This window comes from Mesonia phycicola (genome assembly GCF_900141885.1).
Lineage (GTDB): Bacteria > Bacteroidota > Bacteroidia > Flavobacteriales > Flavobacteriaceae > Mesonia > Mesonia phycicola.
Window position 1 is genome coordinate 337,572 of sequence record NZ_FQYY01000002.1, and the last position, 22,381, is coordinate 359,952.

Consider the following 22,381-nt stretch of genomic DNA (forward strand, 5'->3'; position numbering starts at 1 on the left):
TTATTCTTCAATCGTATTTTCCATAAAAATCAGTTTTGAAATTCTGTTTTTCCCTGCAGCATAAGCTACAAATTCATTTATAAAATTTATGGTATAAAACGGCTCATCACTCAATTGTTGCCAATTTTCTCCGTAGTCATAACTATAAGAAATACCTTGAAACCCTACTGCAATTAACTCTTTACCACCTGTATTGGGTACAAATTTCACACAACTTCTATAACCAGGTTCTTTATTTTTTGCTATTACCTTCCACGTTTCTCCCCCATCTTGTGTAATTACCTTATTGTTTTCATTGTAATTAGGCTTTGTATAATCTCCGCCAATAGCTACACCTAAATTTTGATCGTAAAAATCTAAACTATAAGCTCCCGTTGTACTTTCGCCTTGCGTAATAGGTAAGTCAAAAACTTCCCAACTTTCACCTTTATCTTTAGATGTATAAATTCTAGATTTTTTTCCGCCAGAAATAAACCAAACTTGATTACCCACAATAGAAATATTACTATTACTTGCCGCAAATGCAGCTTCACCTTCTAATGCTTCAGGCAATACAGAACAATCTATTTTATTCCATGTTTCTCCAGCATCTCTAGTAATAATTACAGACATACAACCATCGGTAGGGTCACCAATAGCTATTCCGTCAGTTGCATTCCAAAATGCCATAGCATCATAAAACACATTTTCTCCCTCTTCTTTATAAACCAACTTTCTTTTACCAAAATAGTTTACTTTGTAAAGCATAGCAGGGTTTCCTGCAGATAGTATAAAATCAGAATCTTCTGTACTCCCAATTGCTCTAAACTCAGTGTCTTTACTCGCTTCTCTTATTTTACCCATAAAAGCAACAGAGTTATCTGCCGTATTTAAATAACCAAATTTACCACCAGAACCTGCATAAAAAACATAATTAGCATTTACGTGCAGTGCTCTAATACTTATGGGCTTAGTGTAAATATCTTCTACATTAACTGAGGTAAATTGATGAGAAGTAATTTCTTGCTGTGCAACATTTACACAAGCTGTTAAAAATAAAAAAAGAATAAGTCCGGTAAAACCCCTCATAAATAGATTTTTTCCAAATATAACATTATTCACATATTTAATTACGTAACTTTGCAGACTAAAATTGACAAAAAAATGCGATTGCACAGAAACTTGGTTTTTGCAGTAATAGATGCTTTAAAAGCTATATTTGACGAAAATAAATATGCCGATAAAGAAATTGCTAAAGCCTTAAAAAGAGATAAACGTTGGGGGTCTAGAGACCGTAGCTTTATTGCTGAAACTACTTACGATATTGTTAGATGGAAAAGACTATATGCAGAGATTGCTGATGTAAAAGAACCTTTTTCTAGACCAAATTTATTTAGATTATTTGCTGTTTGGGCTACCTTACGAGGTATAGAATTACCAGATTGGAAACAATTAGAAGAAACCCCTACTAGAAGAATTAAAGGTAGGTTTGACGAGTTAAACAAAACAAGAAAATACAGAGAATCTATTCCAGATTGGTTAGATAAATTAGCTATAGAAGAGCTAGGAGAAGAAAAATGGACCAAAGAAATTGCTGCTCTAAATAAACAGGCTCCTGTAGTTTTAAGAGCTAATACTTTAAAAAACAGCAAAACAGCTTTAAAAGACAAACTTTTTAAAGAAAATATTGAAACACATACTGTTAAAGGTTATAAAAATGCTTTAATACTAGAAGAAAGAGCTAATGTTTTCTCTACAGAAGCATTTAAATATGGTTCTTTTGAAGTACAAGATGCTTCTTCTCAATTAGTAGCAGAATTTTTAGATGTTAAACCTGGTATGCGCGTTGTAGATACTTGTGCTGGTGCAGGAGGTAAATCTTTACACTTAGCTGCTTTAATGGAGAATAAAGGCTTAATTATCTCATTAGATATTTACGAGAATAAACTAAAAGAATTAAAAAGACGTGCAAAACGTGCTGGAGCTCATAATATTGAAACCAGAACAATAGATACTACCAAAGTTGTAAAAAAACTTTATGGTACTGCAGATCGTGTACTTATTGATGCACCTTGTAGCGGATTAGGAGTTTTAAGAAGAAACCCAGATGCTAAATGGAAACTTCAACCTGAATTTATTGATGAAATTAGAAAAACTCAAGCAGAGATATTAGATCGTTATTCTAAAATTATTAAAGAAGATGGTAAACTTGTATACGCTACATGTTCTATTCTTCCTTCTGAAAATCAAAAACAAGTAAAAGCATTTTTAGAAAGAGAAAGCGGAAAAGACTTTATGCTTACTAATGAGAAAATTATTTTATCTCATGAAAGCGGTTACGATGGATTTTATATGGCTTTATTAGAAAAAAGAAAATAAGTTTCTATGAAAAAAATTCTACTTTTATCAATTATCATATTAATTAATATGGCTTGTACGCAAGCCCAAGTTCCGTCGGGATATTATAGCACTGCCCAAGGCTTAACCGGTTACGCTTTAAAAACCGAATTAAGCTCTATTATCACCAATGGTCACAACGCACAAAGTTATGGTGATTTATGGACGGTTTATTATAGTTCAGATCGTGATAATTATTATGAAAATGATGGTAGCGTTTTAGATATTTATTCTGAAGATCCTAGTGGATCAGACCCTTATAATTTTACTATTGGTAGTGATCAATGCGGTAGCTATTCTGGAGAAAATTCTTGTTACAACAGAGAACATTTGTTTCCTAAAAGCTATTTTAACGATCAATCACCTATGGTGACAGATATGCATCATATATACCCAACCGACGGGTATGTAAATGGGCAACGTGGAAGTTTTCCTTTTGGTGAAGTAAATAATGCATCTTGGACATCTCTAAACGGAAGTAAAAAAGGAAACAATTCTTATACCTATTCAGGAGCTTATACAGGTACTGTTTTTGAACCTATAGATGAATTTAAAGGTGATGTTGCTAGAACATGGCTTTACATGGCTACTCGTTATGAAAGCCAAATTGCCGGTTGGGAAACCAACTCTAGTAATAGTAATATTGTTCTTAACGGAACATCAAATCAAGTTTTTGAAGATTGGATGTTAGATATGTTAATAAGTTGGCATAATGCAGACCCTGTTTCTCAAAAAGAAATAGACCGTAATAATGCAGCGTATACTTTTCAAGGGAACAGAAACCCGTTTATTGATAATCCGCAATACGTTGCTCAAATTTGGGGAACAACAGATACACAAGCTCCTACTGCACCAACTAATTTAACTTACAGTAATTTAACCAACAATTCTGTAATTTTATCTTGGACAGCAGCTACAGATAATGTGGGAGTATATTCATATACAATTGAACAAAACGGAACAAATATAGGTTCTACCACTGCTACTAATACAACTTACACTGTTACCAATCTAACCGCGCTTACTTCTTATAATTTTGAAGTGTATGCTTTAGATGCTTACGGTAATGTTTCTGTGGCTAGTAATTTAATAACTGTAACTACTTTAGATAATCCTGGAGTAGCATTTAGTGAAGATTTTAATGATTGTGAAACCGTACAATTTACTGCTATTAGTGAATTAAGTGATTTAGACTGGGAATGCACCACAGAGTTTGGTGAAAATAATACGGGCGCTTATCAAATGAATGCTTATTCTAACGGAAGTCAAGTACCTAGCACAGATTGGCTAATTACTAACAACAAAATAGATTTTGATGCATATACTAACGAGACTTTAAGCTTTTTTACTGCCGCCACATTTGGTAATTCAACGTTACAATTATTATATTCTTCAGATTATAATGGTAGTAATAATCCTTCAAATTTTACTTGGCAAGTTGTACCAAATATCTCTATCCCATTACACACAGATGGTGGTAGTACTATAGAAGAAACTTATTTTTCTACTATAGATATAAGTTCTATCACGGGACAAGTCTATTTTGCCTTTAAGTATGATACTTCTAATGGAGACAGCGCTACAAGATATACAGTAGATAGTTTTACAATAGCAGGAGATCAAAACTTAGCTACAAACCCAAAAAACAAATTACAATTTAGCATTTACCCTAACCCTGCTAATGGAATTTTAAATATTGATTTTTCTACTAATGAAGAATATTCTTACGCTATTTATGACTTAAACGGAAGATTAATAATTAAAAACAACCAAACCATAAATAAAGAAATATCTGTTAAAAACCTATCTAGCGGTCTTTATTTATTACAAGTTACAGTAAAAGGGTTAACTGCAACCAAGAAGTTAATTGTAAATTAAAAGTTATTAACGATACTTAGTTAAAAAGCGACAAAATTTTGTCGCTTTTTTTATATCTTAAATTCATCATAAAAAGTTAAATTTGCATTTTTAAAACTCAACGCAAATAACCTATTATGATTCTTTTCTTCGGGAACCCTCAATCTACCGTTTATGCGGTTCAAGTTCAAAAAAACTTAACTACAGAAAACGTTGAAAAACTTAACTGGCTTTTTGGCAATACTCACCAAATAGATCAAACAATATTAGAAGGAAACTTTATAGGGCCACGTGCAGCTATGATTACTCCTTGGAGTACTAATGCCGTAGAAATTACCCAAAATATGGGAATTGAAGGTATTATTAGAATTGAAGAATTTTACGGAGTAGAAGAAGGTTATAATGAGTTTGACCCAATGTTGTCTCAAAAATATAACGAGTTAACTCCAACTATTTTTGATATTCATTTACAACCAGAAAATGTTATTGAAATTGAAAATATTGAAGCATATAACCAACAAGAAGGTCTTGCTTTAAATAATGAAGAAGTAAAATACCTAGAACAACTTTCAGAAAAATTAGGTAGAAAACTAACAGATTCTGAAGTATTTGGTTTCTCTCAAGTAAACTCAGAGCATTGTCGTCATAAAATATTTAACGGTTCTTTTGTAATTGATGGTGAAGAAAAACCAACTTCACTATTTAAGCTTATAAAGAAAACTTCAGAAGAAAACCCTAACGAAATTGTTTCAGCATATAAAGATAATGTAGCCTTTATTAAAGGACCTAAAGTCGAGCAATTTGCCCCTAAATCTGCAGATAAACCAGATTTTTATCAAAATACAGAGTTTGATTCGGTTATTTCTTTAAAAGCAGAAACACACAATTTCCCTACTACTGTAGAGCCTTTTAACGGAGCTGCAACTGGTAGTGGTGGAGAAATTAGAGACCGTTTAGCAGGAGGGCAAGGTTCTTTACCATTAGCCGGAACTGCAGTTTACATGACTTCTTATAGTAGATTAGAAGAAAGACCTTGGGAAAAAGCGATGCAAGAGCGCAAATGGTTATACCAAACCCCAATGGATATTTTGATCAAAGCCTCTAACGGTGCTTCAGATTTTGGAAATAAATTTGGACAACCTCTTATTTCTGGTTCTGTTTTAACTTTTGAGCATAATGAAGATAACCGAGAGCTAGGTTACGATAAAGTAATTATGTTAGCTGGTGGTATTGGTTACGGTAAAAAAGACCAAGCTATAAAAGCAACACCAAAAACAGACGATTCTATTGTTATTCTAGGAGGTGAAAATTATAGAATTGGTATGGGTGGTGCTGCAGTTTCTTCTGCAGATACAGGAGAATTTAGTAGCGGTATCGAGTTAAATGCTATACAACGTTCTAACCCAGAAATGCAAAAACGTGCTGCCAATGCCATTCGTGGTATGGTAGAAGCAGACAAAAACCCTATAGTATCTATTCACGATCACGGTGCTGGTGGTCACTTAAACTGTTTAAGTGAATTAGTAGAAGATACTGGTGGTAAAATAGATTTAGATAAATTACCTGTGGGAGACCCTACTCTTTCTGCAAAAGAAATTATTGGTAACGAGTCTCAAGAGCGTATGGGCTTAGTAATTAGCCAAGAGCAAATTGCTACGCTTAAACGTGTTGCAGAACGCGAACGTTCTCCAATGTATGAAGTTGGTAAAGTAACCGGTGATCATCAGTTTACTTTTATAAGTGAAACTACAGGAGAAAAACCAATGGATTTAGCACTTTCAGATATGTTTGGAAGCTCGCCTAAAACCATTATGAACGATAAAAAAGTGAAACGTAACTATGCAGATTTAGCTTACGACACTTCTAAAATATACGATTACGTACAACAAGTTTTACAATTAGAAGCAGTAGCCTCTAAAGACTGGTTAACTAACAAAGTAGACCGTTGTGTTTCTGGCCGAGTGGCTAAACAACAAACCGCAGGTGCTTTACAATTACCTTTAAACAATGTTGGTGTTATGGCACTAGATTATAAAGGGAAAGAAGGGGTAGCTACTACCATTGGGCACTCTCCTATTTCTGCATTAATAGACCCTGTTGCTGGTTCTAAAAACTCTGTTGCAGAAGCTTTAACTAATTTAGTATGGGCACCATTAAAAGACGGTTTAAAATCGGTTTCTCTTTCTGCAAACTGGATGTGGCCTTGTAATAATGAAGGTGAAGATGCACGTTTATATGATGCTGTAGAAGGTTTATCTAAATTTGCAATTGCTTTGGGAGTAAACGTTCCTACAGGGAAAGATTCTCTTTCTATGAAGCAAAAATATCCAAACAAAGAGGTAATTGCTCCAGGTACTGTTATTGTTTCTGCTGCAGGAAACTGTAATGAAATTACCAAAGTAGTAGAGCCTGTATTGCAACATAATGCTGGTTCTATTTATTACATTAATTTTTCTCAAGATAATTTTAAACTAGGTGGTTCTTCGTTTGCACAAATCTTAAATAAAATTGGTACAGAAGCTCCAACTATTAAAAATGACGAAAGCTTTGCTACCGCTTTCAATACCATTCAGCAATTAATTAAAAGTGACTTAATTTTAGCTGGGCACGATGTAGCTTCTGGCGGATTAATTACTACACTTTTAGAAATGTGTTTTGCAGATACTAATTTAGGAGCAGAATTAGATCTATCTAAATTAAATGAAAAAGATACCGTTAAAGTTTTATTTAATGAAAACAGCGGAATTGTTTTTCAAGCTAAAGACAATTCAGTAGAAAACATTTTAAAAGAACAAGGTGTTGAGTATTTTAAAATAGGGGAAGTAACTGAAGCTGCAGAATTAAAAATAGTAAACCACAGCGATAACTTTATTTTTGACATTGAGCAATACCGCGATAATTGGTTTAAAACTTCTTATTTATTAGACCAGAAACAAAGCGGAAAAGAAAAAGCGACAGAGCGTTTTAATAATTATAAAAAACAACCTCTTACTTATAAATTCCCAGAAGGTTTTACAGGAAAACTACCTAAAATAGATACTGGCAAAGCTAAAATTAAAGCAGCTATTATTCGTGAAAAGGGTTCTAACTCTGAGCGTGAAATGGCACGAGCTATGCATTTAGCTGGTTTTGATGTAAAAGATGTACACATGACCGATTTAATCACTGGTCGTGAAACTTTAGAAGATATTCAGTTTATTGCTGCCGTTGGTGGTTTCTCTAATTCAGATGTATTAGGAAGCGCAAAAGGTTGGGCTGGTGCATTTTTATACAATGAAAAAGCTAAAAATGCTTTAAAGAAATTCTTTGACAGAGAAGATACACTCTCTTTAGGGGTTTGTAACGGTTGTCAGTTATTTATTGAGCTTGGTTTAATTAACCCAGATCATGATGAAAAACCAAAAATGTTACATAACGACTCTCATAAATTTGAATGTAATTTCACTTCAGTAGAAATAAAAGAGAACAATTCTGTCATGCTTTCTAGCTTAGCAGGAAGTAAATTAGGTATTTGGGCTGCTCACGGTGAAGGTAAATTTAGCTTTCCGTATGCTGAAGAAAAATATAACATTGTAGGTAAATATGGTTATGAAGGTTACCCTGCTAACCCTAACGGATCAGATTTTAACACTGCTATGTTAACAGATAAAACTGGCCGACACTTAGTAATGATGCCTCATTTAGAGCGTTCTACCTTTACTTGGAACTGGTCTTACTACCCACAAAATAGAAAAGATGATCAAGTAACACCTTGGTTAAGTGCTTTTGTAAATGCTAAAAATTGGTTAGAAAAAGCAGAATAGTTTCTAACCAATTTGGTCAATTAAATAATTAAAAGGATGTTTTTTTATATATTTAATATAAAATAAGCAGTTTATTTTATATTTTGCAGTATATAAACAGACATCCTCTTATGACTGAAATTAAAAGACTATTCGATTTCCCATATTATCAGTTAGAAAAATTCAATTTAAAACAGTCTCTTGTAACTAAATATAACGGAGAGTGGATTGGTACTTCTACTAAAGAATACATAGCTAAAGCTAACAAAATAAGTAGAGCTTTACTTAGAATGGGAGTCAACCCCAATGATAAAATTGCCATTATCTCTACTTCTAATAGAACAGAGTGGAATATTATGGACATTGGTATCTTACAAATAGGTGCTCAAGATGTACCTGTTTACCCTACCATTTCTGAAGATGAGTACGCTTATGTACTCAATCACAGTGAATCTAAATATTGTTTTGTCTCAGACAAAGAAGTTTTAGACAAGGTTAATAAAATAAAAGATAAAGTACCAAGCCTCATAGATGTTTATACTTTTGATGAAATTGACAATGCTAAAAACTGGAATGAAGTTTTACAGCTTGGTGAAGACGATAGTAACCAAGAACAGGTAGAACAAATAAAAGATTCTATTACAGAAGACGACTTAGCTACAATTATTTACACCTCTGGTACAACTGGAAGACCAAAAGGTGTGATGCTTTCTCATAAAAACATTACTAGTAACGCATTAAATAGTTCTACAAGATTACCTTTAAAAGAAGGTAGTAATGTAGCTATTAGCTTTTTACCTATATGTCATATATATGAACGAATGCTTTTGTATATGTACCAATATGCTGGTGTAAGTATTTATTTTGCAGAGTCTATAGATAAAATAAGTGACAACCTTAAAGAAGTTAGACCTCACGTGATGTCTGCAGTACCAAGACTTCTAGAAAAAGTTTACGATAAAATTATTGCAAAAGGTGCAGAATTAACTGGAGTAAAGAAAAAACTTTTCTATTGGGCAGTAGAACTAGGTTTAGAATGGGAACCTTATGGCCAAAACGGCTGGTGGTACGAGTTTAAACTAGGTATTGCTAGAAAATTAATATTTAGCAAATGGCAAGAAGCATTAGGAGGTAGACTAAATGTAATCGCTTCTGGTAGTGCTGCACTACAACCTAGACTAGCCAGAATTTATAATGCTGCAAATATAGGTGTTATGGAAGGTTACGGATTAACAGAAACTTCACCTGTTATCGGGGTAAACGATATGAGAAATGGCGGCTTTAAAGTTGGCACCGTTGGAAAACCCTTACCAGAAACCAATATTAAAATTGCCGAAGACGGAGAAATTTTAATTCAAGGTCCGCAAGTAATGATTGGTTATTATAAAGACGAAGAAAAAACAAAAGAAGTTCTAACCGAAGATAGATATTTTCATACGGGAGACATTGGAGAAATAGATTCAGAAGGTTTCTTAAAAATTACAGACCGTAAAAAAGAAATGTTCAAAACATCTGGTGGTAAGTATGTAGCGCCTCAAATAATTGAAAATTCTATGAAACAATCTCGTTTTATAGAACAAATTATGGTTATTGGTGAAGGTCAAAAAATGCCAGCAGCTTTTATTCAACCTAATTTTGAATTTATTCAAGATTGGGCAAAGCTTAAAAAGATTGACATAGGCTCTACTAATAAAGAAATGATAAAAAATCAAGATGTTATAAATAGAATACAAAAAGAAGTAGACTTTTATAATGAAAAATTTGGAAAATGGGAGCGTATAAAACAATTTAGACTAACTCCAGAAGTTTGGTCTGTAGAAGAAGGCCACCTCACTCCTACTATGAAAATTAAACGTAAAGTGATTAAAGAAATTTATAAAGACCTCTTTAAAGACATTTACGGAACTTATTAAAATAACATTAATCATATTCATAAAAAAAACTCCTCAATTTTGAGGAGTTTTTTTTATGAATATAATTTATATCAAAAGTATATTTATATTTTTTCAAATAAAACTTTCTGTTTATTAAAGTCTAATGAAGCGTCTAAAACTTCAAGTAATTGATTCCAGTTTTCTTTCTCTATAAAACTTTTTTTATACGTTTTTTTAGTAGTTATAATTAACTGATTACCTTGTATTTTACTAGTACTAACAAACTCAGCATATAAATTAGATTTATTTATAGCTAGTTTCTCTACTCCTAATACTTTATAACCTTGCGGTATCTCTACAATTATTTCACTAGCGTAAGAGCGAGGAAAATTCATATATACATTTAGCTCTCTATCTCTTTCATTTTTATCTAAAGTAATTTGATCACCATTAAGTTTTCCTACTTCAAAGATAAAATTAGGTCCTGCTTTTTTTATTAAATCATTTTCTACTGTAAAATGGCATTTATATTTTAGAAATGATGAATCACTTTTTCTACCAGTATCTAAAATTTCTGTATTTTGATCTTTAATAGTAAACTGATAACTATTATTTAAGCGATCTAGCATATAATCTTCTCTTTTCTTTTTTATTTTATCAAGAAAAGCATCATACTTTTCACGGTGACGAGTTCTTTTTTTATTGGACAATATCCTTTCGAAATAATTTGGGTTATTAAAGCGTTTATTATCCTCTTCTACATAATCGAAAAAGTATAGTAAATTTTCTTGTTGAGTTGATTTTAAATGTCCCTTATATACATTTTCTGTATCAAGATTAATTGTTGAAAAATTATCTTCAAAAGAAACTGACATGCTTTCAAGTGAACTATTCTCATTAGCTTTGCTTTCTGGAATTGTTAACTTATAAATATCAGATATTTCCTTTTTTTTATTATCGTAAGGAAGGGCATAAACTTCAGTGTTTTCTAAAAAAGGAGAATTTGCCGTTAATGTAGAAAACTTATCATAATAAGAGATGTATATAGGTTTCTCAAAATTAATTTTTAATAATAACTCTACTTCATCTATTGAAATTAACTCCTCAACACCTCCTTTAAACTTAGGCATAGCAACCAATAATTCAAATGGTATTTCGTTTGCACTCAAAAAACCTGCAAAATCTAAACAAAATTTAAATTGGTTATTTAATGTACTTGGTACTAATATTCTACCTCCCACTTTTTGATAATAGTAATCAAATGGGCTTAAGGTGTTTTTTACATCTAATTTTGATATAATTGTTGGTTGTATATATTGTGTTAATACAAAATGCCTTAAAAAATAATATGTTTCTTCTACCTGTTCTTCTTTAGACAAAGTCTTCCCTTTTAAATACTTTTTTGAAAACTTTTTTAGATGTTTAGAAATTTTAAGTTTACGATATCTATTAGGATAACTAAAAAAATTCAATACATCTTCTTGGGTGACTGTAGATTTCACCTCTTTTATATCTTTAGATAAAAAATTATGATAAGCATTATCTGCATTATTAACACTCAAACCATAAGTTAATTGAAACTTATAAAAGGGTAATTCTACTTGAGGGTAAAACCACATAGGAAAATCATTCTTTTCTATATCATGAGCTACAAATACATATTTTCTTTCCTTTCTTTTTTTTGTTTCTACCTCTTCTATTTCTGGCGCTCCATTATAAGTTCCAAAATTTAGAAAAAAATCTTTCGTGGTTTTAAGTTCAAAAACATATTGTTTACATGGGTAGTAATCACTTAATATTTCTGTATTTACATCAAATAAAAAAACATCACTCTTAAATTCTTCTGTTTTGTAAGCAAAATAATCTATAATATCCCCAACCTCTAAACCTGGTATAGCTATTTTGTATTCGTCTTTATCATTTTTAATTGCTTCCTCTTCTATAGAGATTATTTTTTCTTCTTTAGAAGGTTTAATTATTTTTATACCAAGAACTTGATTTCCTCCTTTATCAAAAAAACCTTTACTGACTTTAAAAGATTTCACAAAATTAAATTCTGAAAACTCCTCTACAGCAGCCTTGTCAAGTAATTTAATTCTTTTATGTATTGATTTGGTATACCTAACTCGCTTTCCCGGTTCTTCATAACCATAGTTATATTCTTGAAACAGTATTACAGCAGATTCGTTTCTCCATTTATCAGGGATATCAAGATTATCTGCTTGAGAACCATCCCAAAATTTCTGTGCTATTTTTTCATCTTGTGCAGATGCTATTGATATTTTTAAAAAAAATATTAAAAGTAAATAAGTAATTTTTTTCATGCTTTTTGTAAAATAATTTGTTGGTTTAAGAAATTATTAATGGTTTTTATTTTTGTATTCCAATCTGGAAGTTCTTCTTTAGTTATTACTTCATTTAGAATTTGTATTTTTTGAGTACAAATTAATGACTGGTCTACTTTCTCTACACTTATGTCTATTTTAAAATTTTTGGTTTCAAAGTGTATTGGTTCCATTATTTTAGATGTTTTAAATCCACTTATATCTATGTAAGCTTTAGATTCTATTATTTTTTTATGAGAAAAAACAAAATCTGATTTTCTATCTTCCATTAATAAATCTGAAAAATTATCATTAAAACGAATATCTATGTAAGTTTTATCTCCAAATGAAGAAACCTTACCTTCAACCAATAAATCATAATCAATATTAATATCTTGCTCTCTATTTTTTAAATCTGAAGATTCTATATTATTAACTTGCATTAATGAACTCCCTTGTTCTAAAAAGCTTGTAAGAAAATCTTCTTTTTGGTGTGTTTGTAAACTATTCAAAAATGCTAAAATTTGTTTTCTACTTTCTCCTGAATAATGATTGTTTGCCTTGCCCACTAAAACGTCATCTACAATTTTTAAATAATATTCCTTTTTTTCTATACTTTCTTCTGCTTTTGAAACAGGCACAGTTTTTAATTTAAAGTTTTCTCCATCTTCAATTAGTGCTTGTTTACCTTGAATTCTATTCGCAAATTCTTTGTAAGGATTGAATTTTTCTGTAGGATCTAAAAAAATTGGTATATCAGAGTCCATTATAGTACAAATCATATGGTTATCTACCGCTAAATTAGGAGTAGAATAATCATAAGCAATATGATTGGTTCCTATCCAGGTTAGTCTAGCATCAACCCCTATTTCGCTTAGCATGGCTTTAGCTAAATTAGCCATCCCTTTACAATCACCATAGCGTTTAGAAAATACCTCGCTAGCATTATCTGGTTGAAAACCTGCTATACCATCTTCAAAAGCTATGTATCTAATATTATCTTGAATCCAATAAAATATTTTTTTTATTTTTTCTTCTTTACTAGTTAAGTCTTTTGTTAGCTCTTCAACTTTACTTACATAAGGCTTATTGGTATAATCTAGTTTATCTACTAAGTTTTTATACCATTGGTATTGATCTTTTAAAGTTGCAAAAATTTTTTCTTCTTCTCCTTTATCGGTATAACTTATAGGTAAAATCATTATGTGTGGATACAAATAACTTGGACCTCTAGAATTTTTTTCCTTAAACATAGAAGGCAAATTAAATGCCTTATAGGTATAAATAGTATTTTCATCTTCTTTTTCAACTTGGCTTTCTATTTCATATCCTTCAAAATTAAATTCTTGAAATTTTATATTTAACCAATTAGGAACCACTATTTTTATTTCTTTTTCTTTAATAGGGTAATCATCATTAAAATAAATAGTTGTGAAGTATTTTATATCTGAAAAAATCTTATCTATATACACTTGGTACTCAAAACCTTGAAGAGGAAAATCTAATTCAACGTATTTTAAGCGTGTATCAGTATGAAATAAATCATTATCCTCATAAGCAACATCGTTAATTGTAAAATTAGCAGAATGATTATTGCTAAAACTTATATCAAAATTCTTTATTGTCGATTCTCCATTATAAAAAACATGCCTATTACTATAAGTTTTTGAATCGATATTAATCAATTTTTCATAAGACTCTAAGGTAGCAGATACATTGTCTCTTTTTAAACTAAAATCTACATTTAAATTACTTTTTTCAATTACTAACTCTTCATCTGGATATTCAATTTTTAGCTTTTTAGCTAATTCTATTACAGACTCTTCAGGTTTTTTATGTTTTTGTGAGTGCACCACTACAAAGGAAAACAGTAAAATAATTGAGGTAATTTTTTTTAAATCCATTTTAAATTGATATCAAACATTTAAGTGTATAAAAAAACAAAAAAAAACTATAAAATTACATTAAAACAGATACTTTTCGTAAATATTTATGTATTTAAACTTATTTTAAACAATGTTAGATCCTAAATACTGTGTTTTTATCATTATATTAATAGTTACTCCTACTATGAAAATTAAACGTAAAGTGATTAAAGAAATTTATAAAGACCTCTTCAAAGACATTTACGGAACTTATTAAAATAACATTATCTTATTGTTAAACTCCTCAAAATTGAGGAGTTTTTTTATGAATATGATTAAATTCATAAATAAAATTACACTCTTTACTATGCGTGCATAATATTTTTTTATTATATTTGGAAGGCACAAATTAGTTATGAGAGAAAAAACAATAGATTACGTATTAAGAGCTACTTGGATTGCCGTAGCCAAAATGTATAATGAAGAAGCAAGCAAAAAAGGTAGCACTATGGCTACAGGTTTTGCTTTATTAAATATAGATCCAGATGAAGGCACTCCATCTACTTCACTAGGTCCTAAAATGGGTATGGAAGCAACAAGTCTTTCTAGAACCTTAAAAACGATGGAAGGTAAAGGATTAATTGAAAGAAAAAAAAATCCGGAAGACGGTAGAAGCGTTCTCATTCAACTTACAGAATACGGACGTGAAATGAGAGCTTTCTCTAAAGGTGTAGTTTTAAAGTTTGATGATGCCGTAAAAGAAACTATTCCTGAAGAAGACATCAAAACATTTATAGATGTAGCAAACACTATGATGGAATTAATTAACAACAAAAAAATTTATAAACAAGACCTAACAAAATGAAGCGAACAATTAACAAAGTTGCTATTATAGGTTCAGGAATTATGGGAAGCGGTATTGCTTGCCATTTTGCTAATATTGGAGTAGAAGTTTTACTACTAGATATTGTACCTAGAGAGCTTAACGCAAAAGAAGAAAAAAAGGGACTTACTTTAGAGAATAAAGAAGTTCGCAATCGTATTGTGAATGAGTCATTAAATGCTTCTCTAAAATCTAAACCCTCACCAATTTATCATCAAGACTTTGCAAGTAGAATTACTACAGGAAACCTAGAAGATGATATTGCTAAAGTAGCTGAAGTAGATTGGATTATAGAGGTTGTAGTAGAAAGACTAGACATCAAACAAAAAGTTTTTGAAAATTTAGAAAAATATAGAAAACCAGGTACTTTAATTACATCTAACACTTCTGGTATTCCTATCAAATTCATGAATGAAGGAAGAAGTGAAGATTTTAAAAAACACTTCTGCGGAACGCACTTTTTTAACCCACCTAGATATTTAAGGTTATTTGAAATTATTCCAGGGCCAGATACTTCTAAAGAAGTTTTAGAATTTTTAAACGATTACGGTAAAAAATTTCTTGGTAAAAAATCAGTAATAGCTAAAGACACCCCTGCCTTTATAGGAAACAGAATTGGTATTTTTAGTATAATGAGTCTATTCCATACCGTTAAAGAAATGGATATGACTATTGAAGAAATAGATAAACTTACAGGGCCAGTAATTGGGCGCCAAAAATCTGCTACTTTTCGTACAGTAGATGTGGTAGGGCTAGATACCTTGGTACACGTTGCAAATGGCTTATACGAAAACGTACCTAGTGATGAGGCGCACGACCTTTTTAAACTGCCAGACTTTATTGGAACCATGATGGAAAACAAATGGTTAGGTAGTAAAACAGGACAAGGTTTTTATAAAAAAGTAAAAAAAGAAGACGGTTCTAGTGAAATTAAGAGTTTAGATCTTAATACCATGGAATATCGTGCAAGAAAAAGTGCCTCTTTTGCTACTTTAGAAATGACGAAAACGATTGACAATGTTGAAGATCGTTTTAAAGTTCTAGTAGCAGGTAAAGACAAAGCCGGTGAATTTTACCGAAAAAATTTCTCTGCTCTATTTGCTTATGTTTCTAACAGAATTCCAGAAATTTCTGATGAGTTATTTAAAATAGATGACGGAATGAAAGCTGGTTTTGGATGGGAACACGGTCCATTTCAAGTTTGGGATGCCATTGGCGTTGAAAAATCTGTAGAAATGATGAAAGCTGAAGGATACGATCCTGCAGCTTGGGTAACAGAAATGTTAGAAACTGGAGTAAAATCATTTTACACAGTAAAAAACGGTAATACATATTACTACGATATTCCTCAGAAAAAACATGTAAAAATTCCAGGGCAAGACTCCTTTATTATATTAGATAATATTAGAGAATCTAAAGCTGTATTTAAAAATAGTGGTGTTGTTGTAGAAGATTTAGGAGACGGTATCTTAAATGTAGAATTCCGTAGTAAAATGAATTCTATTGGTGGTGATGTTTTAGACGGCCTTAATAAAGCAATAGATTTAGCAGAAAAAGAATATCAAGGTTTAGTAGTTTGTAACGACGGAAAAAATTTCTCTGTAGGGGCAAATATCGGAATGATATTTATGATGGCTGTAGAGCAAGAGTATGATGAGTTGAATATGGCTATCAAATATTTCCAAGATACTATGATGCGTATGCGCTACTCCTCTATTCCTACCATTGCAGCTCCACACAATATGGCATTAGGTGGTGGTTGTGAGCTTTCACTTCACGCAGATAAAGTTGTAGCTCACGCAGAAACTTACATTGGTTTGGTAGAGTTTGGTGTTGGGGTTATACCTGGCGGTGGTGGTTCTAAAGAAATGACAGTAAGAGCTGCAGATACTTTCCAAAAAGATGATGTACAACTTAACCGTTTAAGAGAAAATTTCTTAACCATTGGTATGGCTAAAGTATCTACTTCTGCTTATGAGGCTTATGATACTAATATTCTTCAAAAAGGGAAAGATATTGTAGTAGTAAACCGTGATAATCAATTAGCAATCGCTAAAAAACATGCTCTGTTAATGGCAGAAAATGGTTACACACAACCTATTCGCCGTAAAGACATCAAAGTTCTTGGTAAGCAAGCATTAGGTGCATTTTATGTAGGTACAGACCAAATGAGCGCAGGAAAATACATTAGTGAGCATGACAAGAAAATTGCTAATAAATTAGCCTATGTAATGGCCGGAGGAGATTTATCTGCTGCCTCTTACGTAAGTGAGCAATATTTATTAGATCTTGAACGTGAAGCATTTTTATCACTAACTGGAGAGCGTAAAACTTTAGAACGTATTCAGCATATGTTGAAAAAAGGTAAACCGTTAAGAAATTAAGGATTGTAATTACTGATCTATTCAAAAAATTATAATTCTAATAATTAAAACGTTAAAAAAATGAAAACAGCATATATAGTAAAAGCATATAGAACAGCCATAGGTAAAGCACCACGTGGAGTGTTCAGATTTAAAAGACCTGATGAATTGGCTGCAGAAACCATTGAGTATATGATGGAAAAACTGCCAGAATTCGATAAATCGCGCATTGATGATGTAATTGTTGGTAATGCAATGCCAGAAGCTGAGCAAGGTTTAAATGTTGGGCGTTTAATCTCTTTAATGGGATTAAAAACAAAAGATGTGGCAGGTATGACAGTAAATCGTTACTGTGCATCTGGTTTAGAGACCATTGCAATTGCATCTGCTAAAATACAAAGCGGGATGGCAGACTGCATAATTGCTGGTGGTGCAGAGAGTATGAGCTATATTCCTATGGGTGGTTACAAACCTGTACCAAACTATGAGTTAGCTAAAGAAGGGCACGAAGATTATTACTGGGGAATGGGATTAACTGCAGAGGCTGTAGCAAATCAATACAAAGTGTCTCGAGAAGATCAAGATGAATTTGCATATAACTCACATCAAAAAGCTATTAAAGCACAAGCTGAAAATCGTTTTCAAGATCAAATTGTACCTATTACAATAGATGAAACTTACGTAGATGCAGATGGCAAGAAAAAAACTAAAAGTTACACTGTAACTAAAGATGAAGGTCCACGTAAAGATACTTCAGAAGCAGTTTTAAATAAACTGCGTCCTGTATTTGCAGATGGTGGTAGCGTAACTGCTGGTAACTCTTCTCAAATGAGTGACGGAGCAGCATTTGTAATGGTAATGAGTGAAGAGATGGTAAAAGAGTTAAATCTTGAACCAATTGCAAGAATGGTTAGTTATACTGCAGTAGGTGTAGAACCAAGAATTATGGGAGTTGGACCTGTAAAAGCTATTCCAAAGGCATTAAAACAAGCTGGTATTAAACAAGATGATTTAGCTTTAATTGAACTTAATGAGGCTTTCGCATCTCAATCACTAGCCGTTATACGTGAGCTTGGCTTAAATCAAGAGGTATTAAACGTAAATGGTGGTGCAATTTCTATGGGTCACCCACTAGGTTGTACAGGAGCAAAACTTTCTGTTCAAATTTTTGATGAAATGCGTAAACGTAACCTCAACAATAAATACGCAATGGTTACTATGTGCGTAGGTACTGGTCAAGGTGCTGCAGGGGTTTACGAATTTTTAAATTAAATTTTATTTACAAACTAAAAACAATCCTGACTCTTGAGTATTGAATCTTGTTTCTAAACTCTGAGTCTAAAAAATAATAACAAAATGAGCGATACAACTGAACAAAAAGATATACTACGTGGCGGGCAATTTTTAGTAAAAGAAACTAGCTGCGAAGACGTTTTTACTCCAGAAGATTTTAATGAGGAGCAAAAAATGATGCGCGAGTCTGTGCAAGAATTTGTAGAACGAGAAATCATTCCGCATAAAGAACGATTTGAGAAAAAAGATTATGAGCTTACCGAAGAGGTAATGCGCAAAGCTGGAGAACTTGGTTTTCTTGGTATTGCTGTACCAGAAGAGTATGATGGATTAGGAATGGGATTTGTCTCTACAATGTTGGTTTGTGACTATATCTCTGGAGCTACAGGATCTATTGCTACTGCTTTTGGTGCTCATACAGGTATTGGTACTATGCCAATTACACTATATGGTACAGAAGAGCAAAAGAAAAAATACGTACCTAAATTAGCTACTGGAGAATGGTTTGGAGCTTATTGCTTAACAGAGCCTGGTGCTGGTAGTGATGCTAACTCAGGTAAAACAAAAGCTGTGCTTTCTGAAGATGGAAAGCATTATAGCATTAGCGGACAAAAAATGTGGATTTCTAACGCAGGTTTTGCCAATGTATTTATTGTTTTTGCTAGAATTGAAGATGATAAAAATATAACTGGTTTTATTGTTGAAAATGATGCTGAAAACGGTATTTCTTTTGGAGAAGAAGAAAAGAAACTTGGTATTCACTCCTCTTCTACTCGTCAAGTTTTCTTTAATGAAACTAAAGTACCAGTAGAAAATATGTTGGCTGGTCGTGGTGAAGGTTTTAAAATTGCGATGAATGCTTTAAACGTAGGTCGTATAAAACTTGCTGCAGCTTGTTTAGATGCACAACGTCAAGTAACCACTAATTCTGTACAATATGCTAATGAGAGAGTTCAGTTTAAAACACCAATTGCTCAATTTGGCGCTATAAAACAAAAATTAGCAGAAATGGCAACTTCTGCCTATGTAGGAGAATCTGCATCATACAGAGCTGCAAAAAATATAGAAGACAGAATTAACTTACGTTTAGAAAGCGGAAACTCTCATTCTGAAGCTGAATTAAAAGGAGTTGAAGAATATGCTATAGAGTGTTCTATTCTAAAAGTGGCTTGTTCAGAAGATGTACAAAACTGCTCTGATGAAGGTATCCAAATTTTTGGAGGTATGGGATTCTCTGCAGATACGCCAATGGAAGCTGCTTGGAGAGATGCGCGTATTTCTAGAATTTACGAAGGTACCAACGAAATTAACAGAATGCTTTCTGTAGGTATGCTTGTTAAAAAAGCTATGAAAGGTCACGTAGATCTTTTAGGTCCTGCACAAGCTGTTGGGCAAGAGCTAATGGGGATTCCTTCATTTGACAAACCAGATTATTCTGAGTTATTTGCTGAAGAGAAAGAAATGATAAAGAAACTTAAAAAAGTTTTCTTAATGGTTGCTGGTAGCGCAGTTCAAAAATTCGGGCCGCAATTAGAAGAGCACCAACAATTGTTATTAGCTGCTTCAGATATTTTAATTGAAGTATATATGGCAGAGTCTGCAATCTTAAGAACAGAAAAGAATGCAAAACGTTTTGGAGAAGATTCTCAAAAAGAACAAATTGCTATGACACAATTATACCTTTATAATGCAGTAGATAAAATAACTACTAAAGCTAAAGAAGGTATTATATCTTTTGCGGAAGGAGACGAATTAAAAATGATGTTAATGGGATTAAAACGTTTCACTAAATATGATAACTTCCCTAACGTAGTTAAACTAAGAACCGAAATAGCAGATAAATTAATAGCTGAAAATAAATATTGTTTTTAATATAAGTTGAAGTTAAGTTATAAAGAGAGCTACAAATTTTGTAGCTCTCTTTTATTTTAACAAAACCCTAATAATATCTGTGCCAAAAAGCAAGTAACTTGTGAGCTATGGCAAAAAAACTATCTTCATTTATATGTTTACTATTTATTTTAGGGCTACACATCTCTCTATCACAAGCCCAAGAAACCAAAGACTCTATTGTAGAGAAAAGTCAAAGTAATTTACCCAGTAAAGATTCTACTGTAAAAGGTAAAAATACCTATAGAACAAATTCTATTAGAGAATATAATGAAGCTTATTACATTCTAGATCGTTTAAATAAAAATATAGGCTTACCCCCTAACCGATTAAATTTTCAAACTCCACAAGCAGTTTTAGAGCATTTTATACTTCAAGCTAGAAACAATAATTTTAAAGACGCTGCTTATGCGCTAAATTTAAATTTATTACCAGATAATATTACAGATGAAGAAGCTGCTACCCTAGCAGAAAAATTATATTTTGTAATTAACCAGCGAGTAAGTATAAATTGGGATGAGTTACCAGACCGCCCAGACGGACAAATAGATATACAAACCACCACCAATGAAGCCGTTGCAGGTAAACCAAGAAGAAGTATTGTTTTTGGTGAAGTAGATATGGATGGCAGAGATATTGTTTTTAGGGTACAACGTATTAAATATAAAGATTATGGTGCTTTTTGGCTTATCTCGCAAAATACTGTTGAAAATATTGATGCTCTTTACGCGCATTATGGACCAAGAAAACTAGATAGAATGATGCCTAATTGGGCAAGAATAAAACTATTTGGTATGCCTATTTGGAAATTTGTTGGAGTATTTATTCTATTAGTTATTTGCTATTTTATAGGTAAACTCGTGGCTTATTTATTGAAGAAAATTTTTCTTCAATCCAATAAAAAATGGATGATACATATAGCAAAAAAATTAGCTAATCCTGCTGGTTTTGCAATCGGTGTACTTGCTTTTTATTTACTACTAAATCATCTTATCTCTTTTGCTGGATTATTTGCAAGTACTTTATACGCTGTGCTATTGGTATTAGTTATTGGTACCATTACTTGGTTTTTCATGCGGATGATAGATTATTTTATGATCTATTATGCCGAAAATAAAATTGGAGATACCACCTTAGAAGAAAATACCGAATCTAGAAGAATGTTAACTTACATTTCTGTAGCTCGAAGAGTTTTAACCTTTTTAGTTATTATTTTTGGAGCATCTGTGGTGTTTTCTCAATTTAGATCTTTAGAAAAATTAGGCGTTTCTTTACTTGCTTCTGCCGGAGTTGCAACGGTAATATTAGGTATTGCTGCACAAAGCACCTTAGGTAATGTAATTGCAGGTATACAAATTGCCTTAACAAAACCTGCGAGAATTGGAGACACTGTAATTATAGATGACGACTGGGGCTATGTAGAAGATATTAGGTTTACTTATATGGTGGTAAGAACTTGGGATTTAAGAAGATTAGTAGTTCCTTTAAAATATATTATATCTAATACTTTTGAAAATTGGTCTATGACTTCTGCTCATCAAGTAAGACCTATTGTGTTGTATGCAGATTATAAAATTGATGTAAAAAAAGTAAGAGAAAAATTTAAATCTCTATTAGAAAGTAAAGATAACTGGGATAAAAACCACGCTCCTACCGTTCAAGTAGTAGATACTACAGAAAAGTCTATTAAAATAAGATGCTTATGTAGTGCAAGAGATGCTTCTTCTACTTGGGATTTACATTGTGAATTAAGAGAAGAACTTGTACAATATATTAGTACTTTAGAAGATGGTATTAACTTATCTACTCAACGAGTTAGAGTACAAGAGTTTCCTTCAATTGAAAAAAAGTCTAATTCTGAAAACTAATTTCTT

The 22,381-nt window shown here is 32.0% G+C and carries 12 protein-coding genes; 9 read left to right on the forward strand and 3 right to left on the reverse strand.

Features of this window, described 5'->3' with window-relative positions; genetic code table 11:
- On the reverse strand, positions 1 to 1,068 hold the full coding sequence (locus BUC03_RS04300) for a sialidase family protein (RefSeq protein WP_073148616.1): 1,068 nt from the start codon (positions 1,066 to 1,068) through the stop codon (positions 1 to 3).
- 75 nt (positions 1,069 to 1,143) lie between these two features.
- Here BUC03_RS04300 and BUC03_RS04305 point away from each other — a divergent pair, with 75 nt between their 5' ends.
- The 4 genes from BUC03_RS04305 (at position 1,144) to BUC03_RS04320 (ending at position 9,928) form a co-directional block, all read left to right on the forward strand.
- Entirely contained in the window at positions 1,144 to 2,358 is a 1,215-nt protein-coding gene (locus BUC03_RS04305) for an RsmB/NOP family class I SAM-dependent RNA methyltransferase (RefSeq protein ID WP_073148618.1), read from the forward strand.
- 6 nt (positions 2,359 to 2,364) lie between these two features.
- Complete coding sequence (locus BUC03_RS04310) at positions 2,365 to 4,254, forward strand: endonuclease (RefSeq protein WP_073148620.1); 1,890 nt, start codon at positions 2,365 to 2,367, stop codon at positions 4,252 to 4,254.
- Positions 4,255 to 4,370: 116 nt separating this feature from the next.
- Positions 4,371 to 8,036: a phosphoribosylformylglycinamidine synthase gene (purL, locus tag BUC03_RS04315; RefSeq protein WP_073148622.1), complete on the forward strand. Its 3,666-nt coding sequence runs from the start codon at positions 4,371 to 4,373 to the stop codon at positions 8,034 to 8,036.
- Between the two features lie 110 nt (positions 8,037 to 8,146).
- Entirely contained in the window at positions 8,147 to 9,928 is a 1,782-nt protein-coding gene (locus BUC03_RS04320) for an AMP-dependent synthetase/ligase (RefSeq protein ID WP_073148624.1), read from the forward strand.
- Between the two features lie 83 nt (positions 9,929 to 10,011).
- Here BUC03_RS04320 and BUC03_RS04325 read toward each other — a convergent pair whose 3' ends face one another.
- Together BUC03_RS04325 and BUC03_RS04330 are read right to left on the reverse strand one after the other, a co-directional pair.
- Positions 10,012 to 12,213 (reverse strand): DUF3857 domain-containing protein, encoded by a 2,202-nt coding sequence (locus BUC03_RS04325; protein WP_073148626.1) that lies wholly within the window; start codon positions 12,211 to 12,213, stop codon positions 10,012 to 10,014.
- Entirely contained in the window at positions 12,210 to 14,117 is a 1,908-nt protein-coding gene (locus BUC03_RS04330) for a transglutaminase-like domain-containing protein (RefSeq protein WP_073148628.1), read from the reverse strand. Before BUC03_RS04330 ends, BUC03_RS04325 begins: the two co-directional genes overlap by 4 nt.
- Before the next feature lie 376 nt (positions 14,118 to 14,493).
- Here BUC03_RS04330 and BUC03_RS04335 point away from each other — a divergent pair, with 376 nt between their 5' ends.
- The 5 genes from BUC03_RS04335 (at position 14,494) to BUC03_RS04355 (ending at position 22,375) form a co-directional block, all read left to right on the forward strand.
- Positions 14,494 to 14,943 carry a MarR family winged helix-turn-helix transcriptional regulator gene (locus BUC03_RS04335; protein ID WP_073148630.1) on the forward strand — a complete coding sequence of 150 codons (450 nt, stop codon included), beginning with the start codon at positions 14,494 to 14,496 and terminating at the stop codon, positions 14,941 to 14,943.
- Positions 14,940 to 17,345, forward strand: a complete 2,406-nt coding sequence (locus tag BUC03_RS04340) for a 3-hydroxyacyl-CoA dehydrogenase/enoyl-CoA hydratase family protein (protein ID WP_073148632.1) — start codon at positions 14,940 to 14,942, stop codon at positions 17,343 to 17,345. The genes BUC03_RS04335 and BUC03_RS04340 overlap by 4 nt, the downstream gene beginning before the upstream one ends.
- Before the next feature lie 60 nt (positions 17,346 to 17,405).
- Complete coding sequence (locus BUC03_RS04345) at positions 17,406 to 18,596, forward strand: acetyl-CoA C-acyltransferase (protein WP_073148634.1); 1,191 nt, start codon at positions 17,406 to 17,408, stop codon at positions 18,594 to 18,596.
- Positions 18,597 to 18,680: 84 nt separating this feature from the next.
- Positions 18,681 to 20,489, forward strand: a complete 1,809-nt coding sequence (locus BUC03_RS04350) for an acyl-CoA dehydrogenase family protein (RefSeq protein WP_073148636.1) — start codon at positions 18,681 to 18,683, stop codon at positions 20,487 to 20,489.
- Between the two features lie 107 nt (positions 20,490 to 20,596).
- Complete coding sequence (locus BUC03_RS04355; protein ID WP_073148638.1) at positions 20,597 to 22,375, forward strand: mechanosensitive ion channel domain-containing protein; 1,779 nt, start codon at positions 20,597 to 20,599, stop codon at positions 22,373 to 22,375.
- Positions 22,376 to 22,381: the final 6 nt, after the last annotated feature.

What these genes read in the sequence shown, in the direction of transcription:
- BUC03_RS04300 (WP_073148616.1), bottom strand. Translation starts at nt 1,068, where the DNA reads ATGAGGGGTTTTACCGGACTTATTCTTTTTTTATTTTTAACAGCTTGT.
- BUC03_RS04305 (WP_073148618.1), top strand. Translation starts at nt 1,144, where the DNA reads ATGCGATTGCACAGAAACTTGGTTTTTGCAGTAATAGATGCTTTAAAA.
- BUC03_RS04310 (WP_073148620.1), top strand. Translation starts at nt 2,365, where the DNA reads ATGAAAAAAATTCTACTTTTATCAATTATCATATTAATTAATATGGCT.
- purL (WP_073148622.1), top strand. Translation starts at nt 4,371, where the DNA reads ATGATTCTTTTCTTCGGGAACCCTCAATCTACCGTTTATGCGGTTCAA.
- BUC03_RS04320 (WP_073148624.1), top strand. Translation starts at nt 8,147, where the DNA reads ATGACTGAAATTAAAAGACTATTCGATTTCCCATATTATCAGTTAGAA.
- BUC03_RS04325 (WP_073148626.1), bottom strand. Translation starts at nt 12,213, where the DNA reads ATGAAAAAAATTACTTATTTACTTTTAATATTTTTTTTAAAAATATCA.
- BUC03_RS04330 (WP_073148628.1), bottom strand. Translation starts at nt 14,117, where the DNA reads ATGGATTTAAAAAAAATTACCTCAATTATTTTACTGTTTTCCTTTGTA.
- BUC03_RS04335 (WP_073148630.1), top strand. Translation starts at nt 14,494, where the DNA reads ATGAGAGAAAAAACAATAGATTACGTATTAAGAGCTACTTGGATTGCC.
- BUC03_RS04340 (WP_073148632.1), top strand. Translation starts at nt 14,940, where the DNA reads ATGAAGCGAACAATTAACAAAGTTGCTATTATAGGTTCAGGAATTATG.
- BUC03_RS04345 (WP_073148634.1), top strand. Translation starts at nt 17,406, where the DNA reads ATGAAAACAGCATATATAGTAAAAGCATATAGAACAGCCATAGGTAAA.
- BUC03_RS04350 (WP_073148636.1), top strand. Translation starts at nt 18,681, where the DNA reads ATGAGCGATACAACTGAACAAAAAGATATACTACGTGGCGGGCAATTT.
- BUC03_RS04355 (WP_073148638.1), top strand. Translation starts at nt 20,597, where the DNA reads ATGGCAAAAAAACTATCTTCATTTATATGTTTACTATTTATTTTAGGG.